The sequence below is a fragment of the Achromobacter spanius genome (genome assembly GCF_039673305.1).
Taxonomy (GTDB): domain Bacteria; phylum Pseudomonadota; class Gammaproteobacteria; order Burkholderiales; family Burkholderiaceae_B; genus Achromobacter; species Achromobacter spanius_F.
Genome location: NZ_JBDJLJ010000039.1, coordinates 16276 through 30306 on the forward strand (window position 1 = coordinate 16276; position 14031 = coordinate 30306).

The 14031-nt window shown below is 66.9% G+C and carries 15 protein-coding genes and 1 tRNA gene; 6 read left to right on the plus strand and 10 right to left on the minus strand.

Features of this window, described 5'->3' with window-relative positions:
* Positions 1-7: 7 nt before the first annotated feature.
* The 3 genes from ABE485_RS22830 to ABE485_RS22840 all read right to left on the minus strand — a co-directional run bounded on the left by ABE485_RS22830 (position 8) and on the right by ABE485_RS22840 (position 1289).
* Positions 8-298 (minus strand): MSHA biogenesis protein MshH, encoded by a 291-nt coding sequence (locus tag ABE485_RS22830; RefSeq protein ID WP_346517533.1) that lies wholly within the window; start codon positions 296-298, stop codon positions 8-10.
* A 134-nt stretch (positions 299-432) separates the two neighbouring features.
* Complete coding sequence (locus tag ABE485_RS22835) at positions 433-852, minus strand: hypothetical protein (protein WP_346517534.1); 420 nt, start codon at positions 850-852, stop codon at positions 433-435.
* Positions 849-1289, minus strand: a complete 441-nt coding sequence (locus ABE485_RS22840; RefSeq protein ID WP_346517535.1) for a Fur family transcriptional regulator — start codon at positions 1287-1289, stop codon at positions 849-851. The genes ABE485_RS22835 and ABE485_RS22840 overlap by 4 nt, the downstream gene beginning before the upstream one ends.
* A 109-nt stretch (positions 1290-1398) precedes the next feature.
* Between ABE485_RS22840 and ABE485_RS22845 the strand changes: the two genes are divergently transcribed.
* Positions 1399-2181, plus strand: coding sequence for a helix-turn-helix domain-containing protein (locus ABE485_RS22845; RefSeq protein ID WP_346517536.1), 783 nt, complete (start codon positions 1399-1401; stop codon positions 2179-2181).
* A 30-nt stretch (positions 2182-2211) separates the two neighbouring features.
* On the opposite strand, the gene ABE485_RS22850 is transcribed toward ABE485_RS22845, so the two are convergent.
* A complete protein-coding gene (locus tag ABE485_RS22850) occupies positions 2212-2673 on the minus strand; it encodes a YkgJ family cysteine cluster protein (protein WP_346517537.1) in 462 nt (153 codons plus the stop codon).
* Between the two features lie 219 nt (positions 2674-2892).
* On the opposite strand from ABE485_RS22850, the gene ABE485_RS22855 reads away from it, so the two are divergent.
* Positions 2893-3501 carry a DNA-3-methyladenine glycosylase I gene (locus tag ABE485_RS22855; protein WP_346517538.1) on the plus strand — a complete coding sequence of 203 codons (609 nt, stop codon included), beginning with the start codon at positions 2893-2895 and terminating at the stop codon, positions 3499-3501.
* 87 nt (positions 3502-3588) lie between these two features.
* On the opposite strand, the gene ABE485_RS22860 is transcribed toward ABE485_RS22855, so the two are convergent.
* Complete coding sequence (locus ABE485_RS22860; protein WP_346517539.1) at positions 3589-5499, minus strand: LTA synthase family protein; 1911 nt, start codon at positions 5497-5499, stop codon at positions 3589-3591.
* Positions 5500-5847: 348 nt separating this feature from the next.
* Here ABE485_RS22860 and ABE485_RS22865 point away from each other — a divergent pair, with 348 nt between their 5' ends.
* On the plus strand, positions 5848-7926 hold the full coding sequence (locus tag ABE485_RS22865) for an AsmA family protein (protein ID WP_346517540.1): 2079 nt from the start codon (positions 5848-5850) through the stop codon (positions 7924-7926).
* Between the two features lie 25 nt (positions 7927-7951).
* On the opposite strand, the gene ABE485_RS22870 is transcribed toward ABE485_RS22865, so the two are convergent.
* Together ABE485_RS22870 and ABE485_RS22875 are read right to left on the minus strand one after the other, a co-directional pair.
* Positions 7952-9535 (minus strand): sensor domain-containing diguanylate cyclase, encoded by a 1584-nt coding sequence (locus tag ABE485_RS22870; RefSeq protein ID WP_346517541.1) that lies wholly within the window; start codon positions 9533-9535, stop codon positions 7952-7954.
* Positions 9536-9546: 11 nt separating this feature from the next.
* Complete coding sequence (locus ABE485_RS22875; RefSeq protein ID WP_346517542.1) at positions 9547-10194, minus strand: TetR/AcrR family transcriptional regulator; 648 nt, start codon at positions 10192-10194, stop codon at positions 9547-9549.
* A 116-nt stretch (positions 10195-10310) separates the two neighbouring features.
* On the opposite strand from ABE485_RS22875, the gene ABE485_RS22880 reads away from it, so the two are divergent.
* Together ABE485_RS22880 and ABE485_RS22885 are read left to right on the plus strand one after the other, a co-directional pair.
* Positions 10311-11057 carry a 3-oxoacyl-ACP reductase family protein gene (locus ABE485_RS22880; protein ID WP_346517543.1) on the plus strand — a complete coding sequence of 249 codons (747 nt, stop codon included), beginning with the start codon at positions 10311-10313 and terminating at the stop codon, positions 11055-11057.
* Positions 11058-11208: 151 nt separating this feature from the next.
* Positions 11209-11284 (plus strand) — tRNA-Lys (locus ABE485_RS22885).
* A gap of 362 nt (positions 11285-11646) precedes the next feature.
* Here the strand turns inward: ABE485_RS22885 and ABE485_RS22890 are convergent.
* The 3 genes from ABE485_RS22890 to ABE485_RS22900 all read right to left on the minus strand — a co-directional run bounded on the left by ABE485_RS22890 (position 11647) and on the right by ABE485_RS22900 (position 12763).
* Positions 11647-12108, minus strand: a complete 462-nt coding sequence (locus ABE485_RS22890) for a cell division protein (protein ID WP_346517544.1) — start codon at positions 12106-12108, stop codon at positions 11647-11649.
* Between the two features lie 110 nt (positions 12109-12218).
* Entirely contained in the window at positions 12219-12488 is a 270-nt protein-coding gene (locus ABE485_RS22895; protein ID WP_346517545.1) for a PAAR domain-containing protein, read from the minus strand.
* 20 nt (positions 12489-12508) lie between these two features.
* Entirely contained in the window at positions 12509-12763 is a 255-nt protein-coding gene (locus ABE485_RS22900; protein ID WP_346517546.1) for a hypothetical protein, read from the minus strand.
* A 130-nt stretch (positions 12764-12893) separates the two neighbouring features.
* Here ABE485_RS22900 and tssA point away from each other — a divergent pair, with 130 nt between their 5' ends.
* Positions 12894-14021 (plus strand): type VI secretion system protein TssA, encoded by a 1128-nt coding sequence (gene tssA, locus ABE485_RS22905; protein ID WP_346517547.1) that lies wholly within the window; start codon positions 12894-12896, stop codon positions 14019-14021.
* Positions 14022-14031 lie beyond the last annotated feature (10 nt).

Here is a 14031-nt window from a genome sequence, read left to right on the forward strand (position 1 = left end):
GTTCGGTTCACGACAGCGCGCGCGCCGGCAGCGCCGCGGACAGTTCGTTCAGGCTCAGCCCGCAGCAGCGGGCCCTTTCCGCCAGCGTTTCGCTTTGCTCCAGGGCTCGCCGGCTTTCCTCGAGCAGCACGTCAAGCTGCTCTTGCGGGGTCGCCGCCATGGCCCAGGCGCGTTCGGCGAACAGCGCGGAAAACTGGTCCACGCAATGCTTGCAGATCGCCGCGCCGTTTTTCTCGAGCAGCGCCGCGCCCTGGACAAGCGTCGATTGGCAAAAGTTGCAGGCGAGGGCGCGGTTCATTCGGGGAGCGGCGGATTCAAGGGGGGATGAGAGGCCGCCGCGATGACGGCGCCTGCCTTGAACAACGGCGCGGCGCGCCAACTCTTAAATCGGACGCGGACGCGGGCGCGGGCCGGGCCGGGCAGGGTCAACCCCTAGTCCAGATTGAACCCGCCGGGCCCCGCCTGGCCGAGCAGTTCCCGGGCGCACTGGACGGCCTCTCCGGCCGTCGCGACCGCCAGGAACGGCATGCCGAAGGCGCGGGCCATCTTTTCGCCGCGCTTGCGGATCTTGTCCAGCGCCTGCGAGTCCCGCTCCACGGCGATGAACGCGCGGCAACGCGCCTTCAGGCGCGGCATGTTGGTCGTCTGCCATTCGATCATGGCCTTGCGGTCTTCATGGGAAGCCTCGATCCGCATGTCGGGCACCACCATGACGAAGGTCCGCGGGTTGTCCACCAGCATTTCCATTTCGCGGATCCAGCTGGCCGAGTAGCCCAGAGGCGCGCCGCCGTGGCGGGACGTCACGATGGGGAACTGGGACAGGTCGTGGAAGAAAAACTGATCGTGGTTCATTCGAATTCTCCGTGAGGGGCGGCGGGCGCCTCCCTGGCGCAGCCGCAACTGCCGTAGAGCACCAGGCTGTAGGAATCCAGCTCGAAGCCGCAGCGCCTGGCGATCTTCCTGACCAGTTGCGCCATGGCGGGATCGCTGGACTCCCGGATCTGCCCGCAGCGCGTGCAGACCAGATGGTCGTGGTGCCCCTTGTCGTTGAGCTCGAATACGGTGGTGTGCGTATCGAGCTGTGTGCGTTTGAGCAGGCCCGCGTGCTCAAGTTGCGTGATCACGCGATAAACCGTGGCCAGGCCGATATTGCTGCGGTCCGAGATGAGGTTCCGGTAGATGTCCGCAGCGCTCATGTGCTGATCGGCATGGCGGTAGAAGATGTCCAGGATCTTCAGTCGTGGGAAGGTGGCCTTGATGCCGGCATCGCGCAGCCGTGTGTGGTCCATTGAAAATTCTCCGTTCGGGGGGCTGATACCCGATTGATGAGAATGATGTACATTTTCAAATGGACCCGCTAACGGGAACCCGTCAACCTGTAGCTCAAACCTGCCAACCATGCTTCATCCGGCCGCCGCTCCCGCGTTGCCCGACGTCCTGCTGACGCCGTTCAGCGTGCGCAGGCGCCGCGAATCCAAAGGCATCGCGGTGCCGGCGCACGCCCATGAAGAGGGCATGCTGGTGCTGGTCCACGAGGGTCTCATCATGGTGCAGTCGGGCGCCAGGGTCTTGACGGTGCTTCCCGGCAGCCTGGGCTGGATACCGCCCGGCGTGCAGCATGGAGCACGCTGGTTCGGCGAGGCGCGCGGGTCGTTCCTGCACGTCCACCCGGACGTCTGCGGACGTTTGCCGCCGCACTGCCGGTCGTGGCCGTCGTCCAAGCTGATCGAGGCGTTGATCGACCGGTTCACCGGCGGCGCGTGGCATGACACGCCGCCCGCCTACCAGGCCCAGCTGTTCGAGGTGCTGCTGGAGGAACTCAGGCAGCGCGGCGCGGAAGCGTCCGTGCCGTTGCCGATGCCCGCCGATCCGCGATTGCAGGACCTGGCCAACACGCTGCTGGACACGCCGGACGACACCGCGGGCATCGATGAGTGGGCCCAGCGCCTGAACATGTCGTCGCGCACGCTGATGCGCCGCTTCCGGCAGGAGACCGGCGTGACCCTGGGGCAGTGGCGGCAGCAGGCCCGCCTGCTGCGGGCGCTGGAAATGCTGTTTCGGGGCGGGTCCGTGACGCAGGTGGCGCTGTCCGTGGGCTATGAAAGCACCAGCGCGTTCATCGGCAGTTTCAGGACGGCGTTCGGCATGAGCCCGACGCGCTATATCGCGGGGCGCGCGTAAGGCCGAAGGGCGTTTCGTGGCCGCAGGACGTCAGGCCGCGGCCGGCTGGTCCGGATGCATGGGACCCTGCGGGTCGTTCTCGGCATCGGGCCGGGGCGGCACGGCGGGCAGGCCCAGTCCCAGTCGCAGCCGCTGGCAGTCGGGATTGGGCGACCCGTCCGGCATCCAGATATCGAACTCGCGGCAGGGCGTGGGGCGGTTTTCGTAGATGGCGCAGTGGATGCCCGGCTTGCCCAATTCCCCGCGCAGCGAGATGCAGCGGCCGCCGCCCATTTCCGTGCCCTTCATACAGGCCCGCAGCGGGCTCATCTGGGTGACCAGGTCCAGGGGCACCTGGCCGCCGTTCTCGCCGGCCAGTTCCCCGCAGTAGAAAGACACCCTGAAGTGCGCACAGCATGCGCCGCAGTCCAGGCACGGGTTGGCGGCGGGATCGTCGCCGGCCAGGACGGCGGGCGAAACGAACGAAATGAGCGTGGTGTCTGACAGGGACATGGGGGGAGGGATCCGAAAGCCTGTCCGGCTCCCCGCAATGCCGCGGACGGGGCTGCACCGGGGCGGCCCGCCGAGCTGATCCGGGGGCGCGCGCGATCAGGGCCGGCGCGGGATCAGGCCGGAAATAGTAGCTGGATTCGAACTGCGGCCGCCACGACTTTTTTCAGGGACGTTGCTGAGTTAGCATCGGTAGCCCGTCAGCCGCCTGGAGCCTTCCCCTTGAACGCAAGAACCGATTTCCCCGATGGCCTGGCCCGCTGCGGCTGGGTGGACACCTCCGCCGAATACATGGCGTACCACGACACTGAATGGGGCCTTCCTGAAGGCGGCGACCGCGCCCTGTTCGAACAGCTTTGCCTGGAAGGCTTCCAGGCGGGCCTGAGCTGGCGCACCATCCTGTCCAAGCGCGAGGCCTTCCGCCGCGGCTTTGCCAACTTCGAGCCGGCCAGGCTGGCGGCCTACGGCGAAAAGGAAGTGCTGGCGCTGCTGGCCGACGCGGGCATCGTGCGCCACCGCGGCAAGATCGAAGCCATGATCCACAATGCCGCGCGCGCGCTGGAAATGATCGAGCACGAGGGCTCGCTGGCGGCGTATTTCTGGCGCTTCGAAGCGCCGCCCGGCGGGCCGTCGACGTATGGCGCGTCGTCTTCGGAACAGGCCGTCGCCTTGTCCAAGGCGCTCAAGAAGCTGGGCTGGAAATTCGTCGGGCCCACCACGGTCTATGCCTTCATGCAGGCCGTGGGCATGGTCAATGACCACCACCCGGACTGCCACTGCCACGCCCTCAGCGAAAAAAAGCGCAAGGCATTCGCGCGGCCACGGGGGTGACGCCTAGCGGGCCGGCGGCGGCGCTCAGGGGGCGCTGCCGCTTGATGGACGCGCGGGAGCCCGCCGCGCGCCGGGCTGGTTTCTGCTTCAGCCTTCCGCGCCCGGAAGCTGGGTGGTGTTCCCCGGCAGGCTGTAGCGGCCTTCGCGGTAGGCCCAGCTGGGCCACAGGGCGTGGGCCAGCGCTTCGGTGGCCAGGGCCTCGTCCAGCGGCACGGATGCGTAATCTTCCGGCGCCGTGTAGCGGTACTGCACCGGCGGCTTGTTGGGCGCCAGCACCAGCAGGTCGTCTTCCTTCAGGTAGCCGTAGGTGTTGTCGTACTGCATGATGGCCCGGCCCGGCGTGCTGCGCGTCAGGTCGTGCCCGATCATCGGGTGTTCGGTGTCCACCCCGATCAGCGACAGCAGGGTCGGAGGCAGGTCGATCTGGCTGATCAGGCGGTCGTCGCGGCGCGCGGCGATGCCGGCGCCCAGGATCACCGCGGGGATATGGAAGTGGCGCACCGGCACCAGGCTGGCGCCGAACACGCGCGAATCGTGGTCCGCCGCCACCAGGAATACCGTGTTTTCCCAATAGGGCGATTCCTTGGCCTTTTCGAAGAACCGGCCCAGTGCCCAGTCGGCGTAGCGCACGGTGTTTTCCACCGTGGCGGGGTTGCCGTCGGTCTGGATGCGGCCGGCCGGATACTCCCACGGGGAATGGTTGGACACGCTGAAGGCCAGCGTGAACGTGGGCTGGTCGCCGTCTTCGCGCAGCAGCCGGTCAAGCTGGTTGAACATGTCCTCGTCCGAGGCGCCCCAGGTGCCCACGAAGGCGGGGTCGACGAAATCGGAGCGGTCGACGATCTGCCTGAAACCGTTGCCCAGGAAGAAGCCCTTCATGTTGTCGAAGTGCGATTCGCCGCCGTAGATGAAGCGCGAATGGTAGCCGTGGCGGCCCAGCAGGTCGGCCAGCGAAAAAAAGCCGCGCTGCGAACGGGGCAGCTTCAGCACGGCCTGCGCGGGCGTGGGCAGAAAGCCCGTGGTCACGGCCTCCAGGCCCCGCACCGAGCGCGTGCCGGTGGCATAGGCGCGGGTGAAGGTCCAGGCCTCGCGCGCCAGGGCGTCCAGCTCGGGCGTCAGGTCGGCGCCGCCCAGGCCCGCGCTGTACTGCGCGCCCAGGCTTTCCTCAAGGATGATTACCAGGTTGAACGGACGGGGCGTCTTGCGGGTGGCCGGCTGGCGGTGCAGGCTGGGGTAGTCGGGATTGGCCGGCGGATTGGGCAGGCCGGCTTGCGCCAGCACCAAGTCGTGCATTTTGCCGTCGTCCATGCCGCCGTACACCGCCGACGCCGACTTTTCGTTCTTCATGCTGTAGACGGCATAGAAGACGTTATAGAGGGAATTCAGCGCCAGGGTGTTGAGCATGCCGTCCGAGCTGTACGCCACGGAAGACGGGTTGATGGGCCGATGGCCCAGGGTGCCTCGAATGGCCAGGATGACCACGGCCAGGATGGCCACGCTGGCAAGCGGCATCTGCCACCAGGTCAGTTGGGGATCGGGGCGCGCATGGCCGAGCAGGGCGTACGCGCCCCAGCCGATCAGCGCCAGCACGGCCAGTCCGCCCACCAGTGCGCCCTTGTAGCCGCGCCAGAGCATGCCGGAAACTTCGCGGGGGTGCTTCAGGTACTCGACGAACAGCCGGTTGGGGCGGGAGTCGTATTCCACGATGAAGGGCGGGGTCGCCACTTCCAGGAAGGCCAGCAGAATGAATGCGACCAGATACCAGACGGCGGCAACCGAGGCGGCGATGGGGATGTGGCCCAGCAATGGCGACAGCACCGCCGGCAGCGCCGCCAGCACGGCGATCTGGTGCGCGTCGATGCGCAACCCCCGCCACAGCAACGGCAGGAGGCCGCCGGCATTGCGCACCCGCTGCCATTGCCACGCCGCAAGCGCCAGGCGGCTGAGCGTCAGCAGCGCAAACGCGGCCAACACGAAAATCAAGGTTGAATGCCGCATCGGGCCTCCAGGTTGTTCTGCTGTCCGGCCCGGCAGGGGCGGAATCCATCAATCGGCCATTGGAACCGGCCCGGCGTCAAAAATTCGCTCAAGACGCGCGGTTCGGCCTGATCCGGGCAGGCCCAGTCGTCTCTCTTTGTAACAGCTGGGGGCCAGGGCGGGCACGCTTCGTGCTGCGCAGATCCCGCGGGCAAGTGCGCCAGCCTGGGATACCCGCTTGCCCACACGGAAAGATCCGCACACATTATGGCGTCGCCACGCCCGACTGGCGCTGCGGGCCGCGATACCCTTGAGTGGCAACAAGGGCCGGCAGCCGGTTAGCCGGCTGCAGAGCCAAGGATAGTAACCATGACGCGAACAAGAAAAATAGCGATCGGGATTGTAGGGGGCATTGCCCTCATGGTGGCGGTATTGGTGGTGGTGATCTCCACTTTCGACTGGAACCGCGCCAAGCCCATGATCAACGAACGGGCCAGCGCCGCCATCGGCCGCCCGTTTGCCATCAATGGCGATCTCAGCGTGCAATGGCAGCGCCAGCCCGACGAGGGCGGTTGGCGCGCCTGGGTGCCCTGGCCGCGCGTGATTGCAAACGATATCTCCGTCGGCAACGCGCCGTGGGCGAAAGCGCCCCATTTCGCCACGCTCAAGCGTGGCGAGTTCAGCCTGGCGCCCTTGCCGCTGCTGCGCCAGCGCGTGGTCATCCGCCGGATCCAGCTGACCGAGCCGTCCGCCGACCTGGAACGTCTGGCGGACGGCCGGGCCAATTGGGTCTTTACGCTGCCGGAAACCGGAGAGCCTTCGCCCTGGGTGCTGGACATCAATGAAATCGGCTTCGACAAGGGGCGGATCGGACTGGTCGACGAAGTGCTCAAGGCCGACCTGACCGTGCTGGTGGATCCCCTGGGCAAGCCCGTGCCATTCGCGGACGTGGCCGGGGCTTCCTTCGTGCCGCAGGATGCATCCGCGCGGCAGCCCCGCGATTACGTGTTCGGCTGGAAGGTCGACGGCAAGTTCAAGGGGCTGGCCACCAAGGGAGAAGGCAAGGTCGGGGGCATGCTGGCCCTGCAGGACGCCAGCCAGCCCTTCCCCTTGCAGGCCGACGTCGCCATCGGCGGCACGCGGGCGTCGGTCGCCGGCACCTTGACGGACCCGGTGAACCTTGGCGCGCTGGACCTGCATCTGAAGCTCTCGGGCGCGTCAATGGCGCAGCTCTATCCGCTGACCGGCGTGACCCTGCCGGATACGCCGCCTTACTCCACGGACGGGCATCTGGTGGCCAAGCTGCAGAACCCGGGGGGCGCGGTGTTCGACTACAAGGGCTTCAACGGCAAGGTCGGCAACAGCGACCTGCATGGCGACATCAGCTTCGCCCTGGGAGCGCCGCGCCCCAAGCTGACCGGCAAGCTGTCGTCCAAGCTGCTGCGCATGGCCGACCTGGGGCCCCTGATCGGTGTGCCGTCCGGCGGCGGTACGCCGGCTGCCGCGGACAAGGCCAAGGATGCGCCGGCCAAGCCCAAGGGCGGCAAGGTGCTGCCGACGCAGGCCTTCCGCACCGACCGCTGGCGCGACATGGACGCCGACGTCACGCTGGAGGCCGCGCGCATTGTTCACGACAGCAAGCTGCCGCTGTCGGACCTGTCCGCGCACGTGGTGCTGCAGGACGGCAAGCTCACGCTGGACCCGCTGCGCTTCGGCATGGCGGGCGGGACAATGAGCGCCACGGCGCGCCTGGACGGATCCGGCGCGCCCCTCACTGGCCGCGTCGAGATGCATGCCCGCCGTCTGCGGCTCAAACAGCTGTTTCCGGCGACCGAAGCCATGCAGAAGACGCTGGGCGAGTTGAACGGAGACCTTGCAGTCAGCGGTTCGGGCAACTCGGTCGCCGCCTTGCTCGGGACGGCGACGGGCGACGTGAAGATGCTGGTCAACGATGGCGTCATCAGCCGCAGCCTGATGGAGATCGCGGGGCTGAACGTGGGCAACTACGTGGTGTCCAAGCTGTTCGGCGACGACGAGGTCAAGATCAATTGCGGCGCGGCCGACCTGGAGATGAAGAACGGCGTGATGACGCCGCGCGTGTTCGTGTTCGACACCGAAAACGCGCTGATCAACATCACTGGCATGGCCAACTTCAAGGACGAGACCGTGGACATGGACATCTCGCCCGAGAGCAAGGGATTCCGCATCTTCTCGCTGCGTTCGCCGCTGTACGTGCGCGGCACCTTCGGGTCGCCCGACGTGGGCGTGCACGTGGCGCCGCTGGCCGCGCGCGGTGCGGGCATGGTCGCGCTGGGGGTGCTGTTGACCCCGGCCGCCGGCCTGCTTGCGCTGATCGCGCCCAGCACCACGGACGACAACGCCTGCGGTCCGCTGCTGGAAGAAATGCGCAAGCCGCCGAAGGCGCCGGCGCCCGCCAAGGGGAAGTAGGGTTCAGCCCTGGCGCTGACAGGCCCTAGGACACCAGCCGCGAGCCATCCTGCGCGGCGTCGTCCGCGATGCAGACCGCATCGCGGCCATGGTTCTTGGCGTAGTAGAGCGTCTGGTCCGCGCGCTGGAAAACGGCCTCCAGGCTCTTTCCGTGTTCGGGGTAATGCGCCACGCCCACCGAGATGGTGATGGGAGCGGGCACGGGCGATTCCCGCGACGCCAGCCGCGACCGCAGGCGCTGCGCGATGGAGATGGCCGCCGTCATGCTGGCGCCCGGCAGCAGCATGACGAACTCTTCGCCGCCGGTGCGCGCCAGCGCATCGCCGCCGCGCGAGCCTTCGCGCATCACGTCTGCCAGCGCCTGCAGCGCCTGGTCGCCCGCGGCGTGGCCGAAACGGTCGTTGATGCTTTTGAAATGGTCGATGTCGATGGCGACGACGGCCACGGGCGAGGCTTCCGCCTCCAGCAGCGCCAGCGACTCGTCCAGTCCGCGGCGGTTCAGCAGGCCCGTCAGGGTGTCCGTCGTGGATTCGCGGCGCAGGTCGCTGAGCTTGTGGTGCATCGACGCCAATCCCATCAGCAGCGCGCGCCTGAGCTGGGCGGCCTCGAAATACCAGGAGCGCACGCCGCGGATGCGGTCTGCCGAATCGGGATCCTGCATGCGTTTGGCGATGCTCGCCATTTCGCCCAGCGGGCGGGCGATCCAGCGCGACAGCAGCCAGATCAGCGCCACCGACAGCAGCAGCAGCGGCAGGGTATTGCGGGCGGTGGCCATGAGCAGGTCGCCCAATGGCTGCAGCGTGCTGGCGACCGGGCGCTGGGCGATGATGCTCCAGCCGGTGCTGGGTACGGGCGCGTAGCCGGCCAGCATGTCGCGGCCTTCGCTGTCGATGAAGCGCTTCTCGCCGGTCTCGCCGCGCCGGGCCGCGGCGAATAGTTCATTGTCGGGTGCGGTCTTGCCGAGCTGGCTACGGTCGGGGTGATAGATCAGCGTGCCCTTGCGGTCGATCACGTAAAGAAAGGACTCGTCGCGATAGAAGTGCTGGTCGAGCAGGCGGTCCAGCACGTTGTCTTCGTGCAGGTACAGGGATCCGGCAATGAATCCCAGGTAGCGATAATCGCGCGAAAAGATGGGCTGGGTGTAGAGAATCTGCCAGCGGCCATTGCGGGCCTGGAAGGGTTCGCTGATCGTCGGCCCCTTGGCCGCCAGCGCTTCCCCGACCGCATCGCTGGTCAGTTGCTGTCCCTGCAGTTGCGGATAGGAGCTCGACACCGCCAGCACCTTGCCTTGCGGCGACGCGACGAAGCTGGAATTGAAGTGGCCCAGCTGCTGCTCCTGGCGCCGCGTTTCGGCGGCCATGGATTCGGGATGGGTCTCCATGTCGGCCAGCATGTCGGCGCTATAGGAAAGATAGCGCCGGATATCGTTCAGCAGGGCGTCTGAGGTCAGGGCCAGCTTGGACGCGTAGATGCGGTTCGCTTCCATCGCGTTGTGCAGCAGCAGGTCGCGCTGTACCAGGTAGCTGGCGTGCAGGCCGCCCGCCAGGACCAAAATGACCGACAGCAGGCTGATCCACAGGATGAGATGCCGCAGGTCGACGCGGAACATGACGGCGTCCGTCAGTTGCGGGCACGGCCCGGAGGAACGCCGGACGGCGGCGCGCCGTCGCCGGCCAGGAAGTCCCACGCGCACATCGCCTGCCGCGCCACGGCTTGCAGGGTCTTGCGGCTGGCGCCGTCGCGGGCCTGGATGGACATGCCGTGCAGGACCGTCGTGTAGAAGGCGGCCAACCCCTTGAGGTCCGTGCCGGCGGGCAGTTCGCCTTGCAGGACGCCCGTATTCAGGCGGGCGAGGATGCGGCTTTGCATCTCGCGACGGTTGTCGCCCAGGAAGTCGCTGACGCCGGCATGGTTCACGCAGCCTGCGGGGGCGCCCAGCACGATCATGCAGCCGGGCGGCAGTCCGGGCGCGGTGAAGCGTTCGGCCGAGGCCATCAGCATGGACTGGATGGCTTCGCGCGCGGTGGGCGCGGCCAGCAGCGCGCGCCGGGCCGACCCGCCCTCGGTTTCGCGGTAAAGCGCCACGGCTTCCCGGAACAGGCTTTCCTTGGAGCCGAACGCGCCGTAGAGGCTGGGCGAGTTGATGCCCATCGCTTCCGTCAGATCGGCCAGCGATGCTCCTTCATATCCCTTCGACCAGAAGACTTCCATGGCCTTTTGCAAGGCCTGGGCCCGGTCGAAGTTCCGGGGGCGCCCACGTTCTGCCATGCCCGCGATTTTACTCGCGAGCCATATTTTGTGTTGATCGATAAAAAAATCATTGACGGCCGGGCCCGTACGCAGCGATTATATTTGTGTTGATCACTACAAAATTAGGACGAGCAATGCAGAATCTGACGGGAAAAGTGGCTTTCGTGACCGGCGGCAGCCGTGGAATCGGTGCGGCCATCGTGCGCCGCCTGGCCGCCGACGGCGCGGATGTGGCGTTTACGTACGTGAGCGCGTCGTCCGCGGCGGGCGCACGCGCGCTGGTGCAGGAGTTGACCGAGCAGGGGCGCCGCGCGCGGGCGTTCCAGGCCGATTCCGCGGACGCTGACGCGGTCAGGCTGGCGGTGGAAGACACCATCCGCGAACTCGGCCCGGTGGAGGTGCTGGTCAATAACGCCGGGATCTTCCTGGCCGGCGCCGTCGGCGACACCAGCCTTGAAGACTACGAGCGGACGATGGACATCAACGTGCGTGCGCCTTTCGTCGCCATCCGGGCGGCGCAGGCATCGATGCCGGACGGCGGGCGCATCATCAACATCGGCAGCTGCCTGGCCGGGCGGGCCGGCCGCGCCGGGGTGGCGCTGTATGCCGCCAGCAAGTCGGCGCTGGTCGGACTGACGCAGGGCCTGGCCCGTGACCTGGGCGCGCGCGGCATCACGGCGAACGTCGTGCATCCCGGCCCCATCGACACCGACATGAATCCGGCCGATGGCGACCGGGCGGCGGACCTGGTGGCGGTGCTGTCCTTGCCGCACTATGGTGAAAGCCGCGACATCGCCGGGATGGTCGCCTTCCTGGCGGGCCCCGACGGACGCTACGTCACGGGAGCAAGCCTCGCGGTCGATGGCGGATATGCGGCGTGATGGTGCTTCTCTGAAAGTTTTTTTCCAACGCGACTTGCGCAAACAAAAAAAGCCACATATAATCTTTCTTCTTCGCAGCACACACATAACGAAACGCAACAGCGGCAAAGCAGTAAGTCGCAAGAAGCAGATCGGAAATGCGTGAATTGCAGGGCTGTTAGCTCAGTTGGTAGAGCAGCGGACTCTTAATCCGTAGGTCGAGTGTTCGAGCCACTCACAGCCCACCAGAATTCCTGGATTTTCTCTTGGAAAATCCTAGCGACTAGCCCACCGGAAACGGTGGGCTTTTTGCTTTGGCTCGTGCTTTGGTCACGCCGCCCTGGCGTGAGGCCGGCGCGTCTTCAGTCCTGCACGGTCAGGCCATACACCGCGTACAGCTGAATCCCTGCCAGCGCCTTGAACACCGGCTGCATCAGGCGATAGAACGGATTGAATCCGCGCATCACCACGTCTTGCAGGTGCAGGTGCAGCCGCGGATGCGGCCGCGTGAGGTCGGCCTGCTTGCGCGGCCCGCAGCGGAATTGCGCATCTGTCTTGCCAAGAAAGGTCGTGAACGAGGGCGCGGGGGTGGTGCGCGGGCGACATGCGCTCAGGCATGCGCGGGTTGCCGGGCGTGGCCGCGGTCGATGCGGTACAGGGCGAGCATGGGAATGATCAGCGCCAGCAGTGCGGCGCCGTTGATCCACAAGTGCGAAGGGATTCCCGCCCGCCAGGCGATCATCGTGTCCTGCGGCGCCCAGAGCAGCAGGCCGGCGCTCAGCCAGAGCCAGATGCTGGCGATGCGGTGGCGGGCCGCGACATGGATCAGGGCCAGCATGTAGACCGCGTAGCTTTGCACGGTGGCGCCGAAGATGGCGAGCCACCAGACCAGCGAGTTGCGCGCTTGCGGAGGCGTGGCGCCTGGCCAGAAGGCCTGCTCGATGCCGCGCAGATAGCCGTCGAACAGGACGGTGTGGCCGCCCCACGAGAGGGCGATGCCGGCGATCAGATGCGCCAGCGCGGCGGCGTACAGCCACCACAGCAAGACACGCCGGGAACGAAACAACGACATGCGGGATCCGCGTCCAGATCAGACGAACGCGCAGATGAACGATTCGCCAGTGTAGCGGCTTATCCCGCGCGCGGCGGGCGCGGCAATGCGATGAATGCCGCGTCCGTCGCTCAACCGTATTCCAGTTGATAGAAGTGCTGGCTGGCGATCAGCGTGGCGCCGCAGGACGTGCGCATGCCTTCTAGCGCGGTCATGCGGTCCGAGCTGACGTTCTGCACCCCTTCGACAATGGTGTGCGTGTCGCCGCATTTGGGGCAGGTGACGCGGTCGCCGACGCGCGCCATGGGATGCCCGAAGATGACGACAGTTTCGTCGCCGGTGACGACGACGCCGCCGTGCGACGTTTTATCGCCCTTGCGAATGACGGAGCGTTGGGACATGTTGGGTGCCAGATATTTTTTTACAGATACGTGCCGTCCGGTGCAAGCCGGGCCGGGCCGACCACGAAGGTGCCGTCGGGCGCCATGCGCACGGGACCGCCGCCGCCTCTGTAGCTGCCGTCGGGGGCGCGTTGAGGGCTGCCTGCCACATAGGTGCCGTCCGGCGCGCGGGTGATCGGGCCGTCGCCGCCGACGATGGTGCCATCGGGCGCGCGGCGCGGGGTGCCTGCGATGAAGTGCCCGTCGGGCAGCATGCGGATCGATTTGGTCGTCATGAATGCTCCTGGGTAGGAGCGCAAATCATAGCGAAGCATCGTGATGCGCCTTGTAATAGGACGTGTCATCTTTGAACGTTATACGTAAACAGTTGTGGGATGATTTGCGCCTACTTACATTCTTGCGCCTATGACCGACATCAACGCCTTGCTGCAACCGATCCCCGGCGACGCGCCATGCGGCGTCGATCTGGTGTTTTCGCCCGAATTCGACGCGATCCGCGAGGCGCGTCGGCATGATGATCCTCAACTCGACCAGGGCGATTGGGTCATCGACCTGAAAGAGGCCGATTGGCCGGAGGTGGCGCGCATTTGCTCCACCGTGCTGCGCGAACGCAGCAAGGACATCCGCATCGCGTCGTGGCTGGCGGAGGCCTGGGCCAAGACGCGCGGGTTTGCGGGCCTGCGCGATGGCTACCTGCTGATCGACGGCCTGTGCCGCGATTACTGGGAAGGCCTGCATCCCGTGCCGGAAGATGGCGACGTGCAGCAGCGCGTGGGCAACCTGGCGTGGCTGCTGTCGCGTTCGCAGCAGCTCATCGGCGAGATTCCGCTGACCCAGGCCGATGGCGCGCGTTACGGCGCGGTGCTCTGGGAGGCGGCAAGCCAGCTGGCCAATGCCGTGAAGCGCACGCCGGACAACGCCAATGAATTGACGCGCGGCAAGCTGACGCTCGACCGCTTCGATGCCGCGCGACGCGATACGCCGCCGTCGTTCTATTCCGAGCTGGATACGCAGCTCGAGGGTTGCACGCAGGCGCTTGCACAATTGGAGCGCACGCTGGACGAGCGGCTGGGCGAAGACAGCCCGGCGTTCTCCCGCGTCCGCGAATCGCTGCGCAATGTCACGGAACTGGCGCACCGGTTCGCGCGCGACGCCGGCCTGCTGGTCCGCGCCGACCTGGCGGCCGCGCCGCCGCCGGCATCTTCCGCGCCCGCCGTTCCCGTCCGAGTGGAGCCCACCTTGCCTGCCGCCGATCATTTTCCCGTTGTCGATGCGCCGGTCCATGGCGCCCCGCCGGCCGCCGCGCGCGGGCCGATCCAGACCCGCGAGCAGGCGCTGGCGCAGCTGCGCGAGGTGGCCGATTTCTTTCGCCGCACCGAGCCGCACAGTCCGGTCGCCTATCTGGCCGACAAGGCGGCGAGCTGGGGCGAAATGTCCTTGCACCTGTGGCTGCGCACCGTGGTCAAGAACGACGAGACCCTCTCGGGCCTGGAAGAACTGCTCGGTATCAAGAAGGCCGGCGAGGGAAGCTGAAACGCCAGGC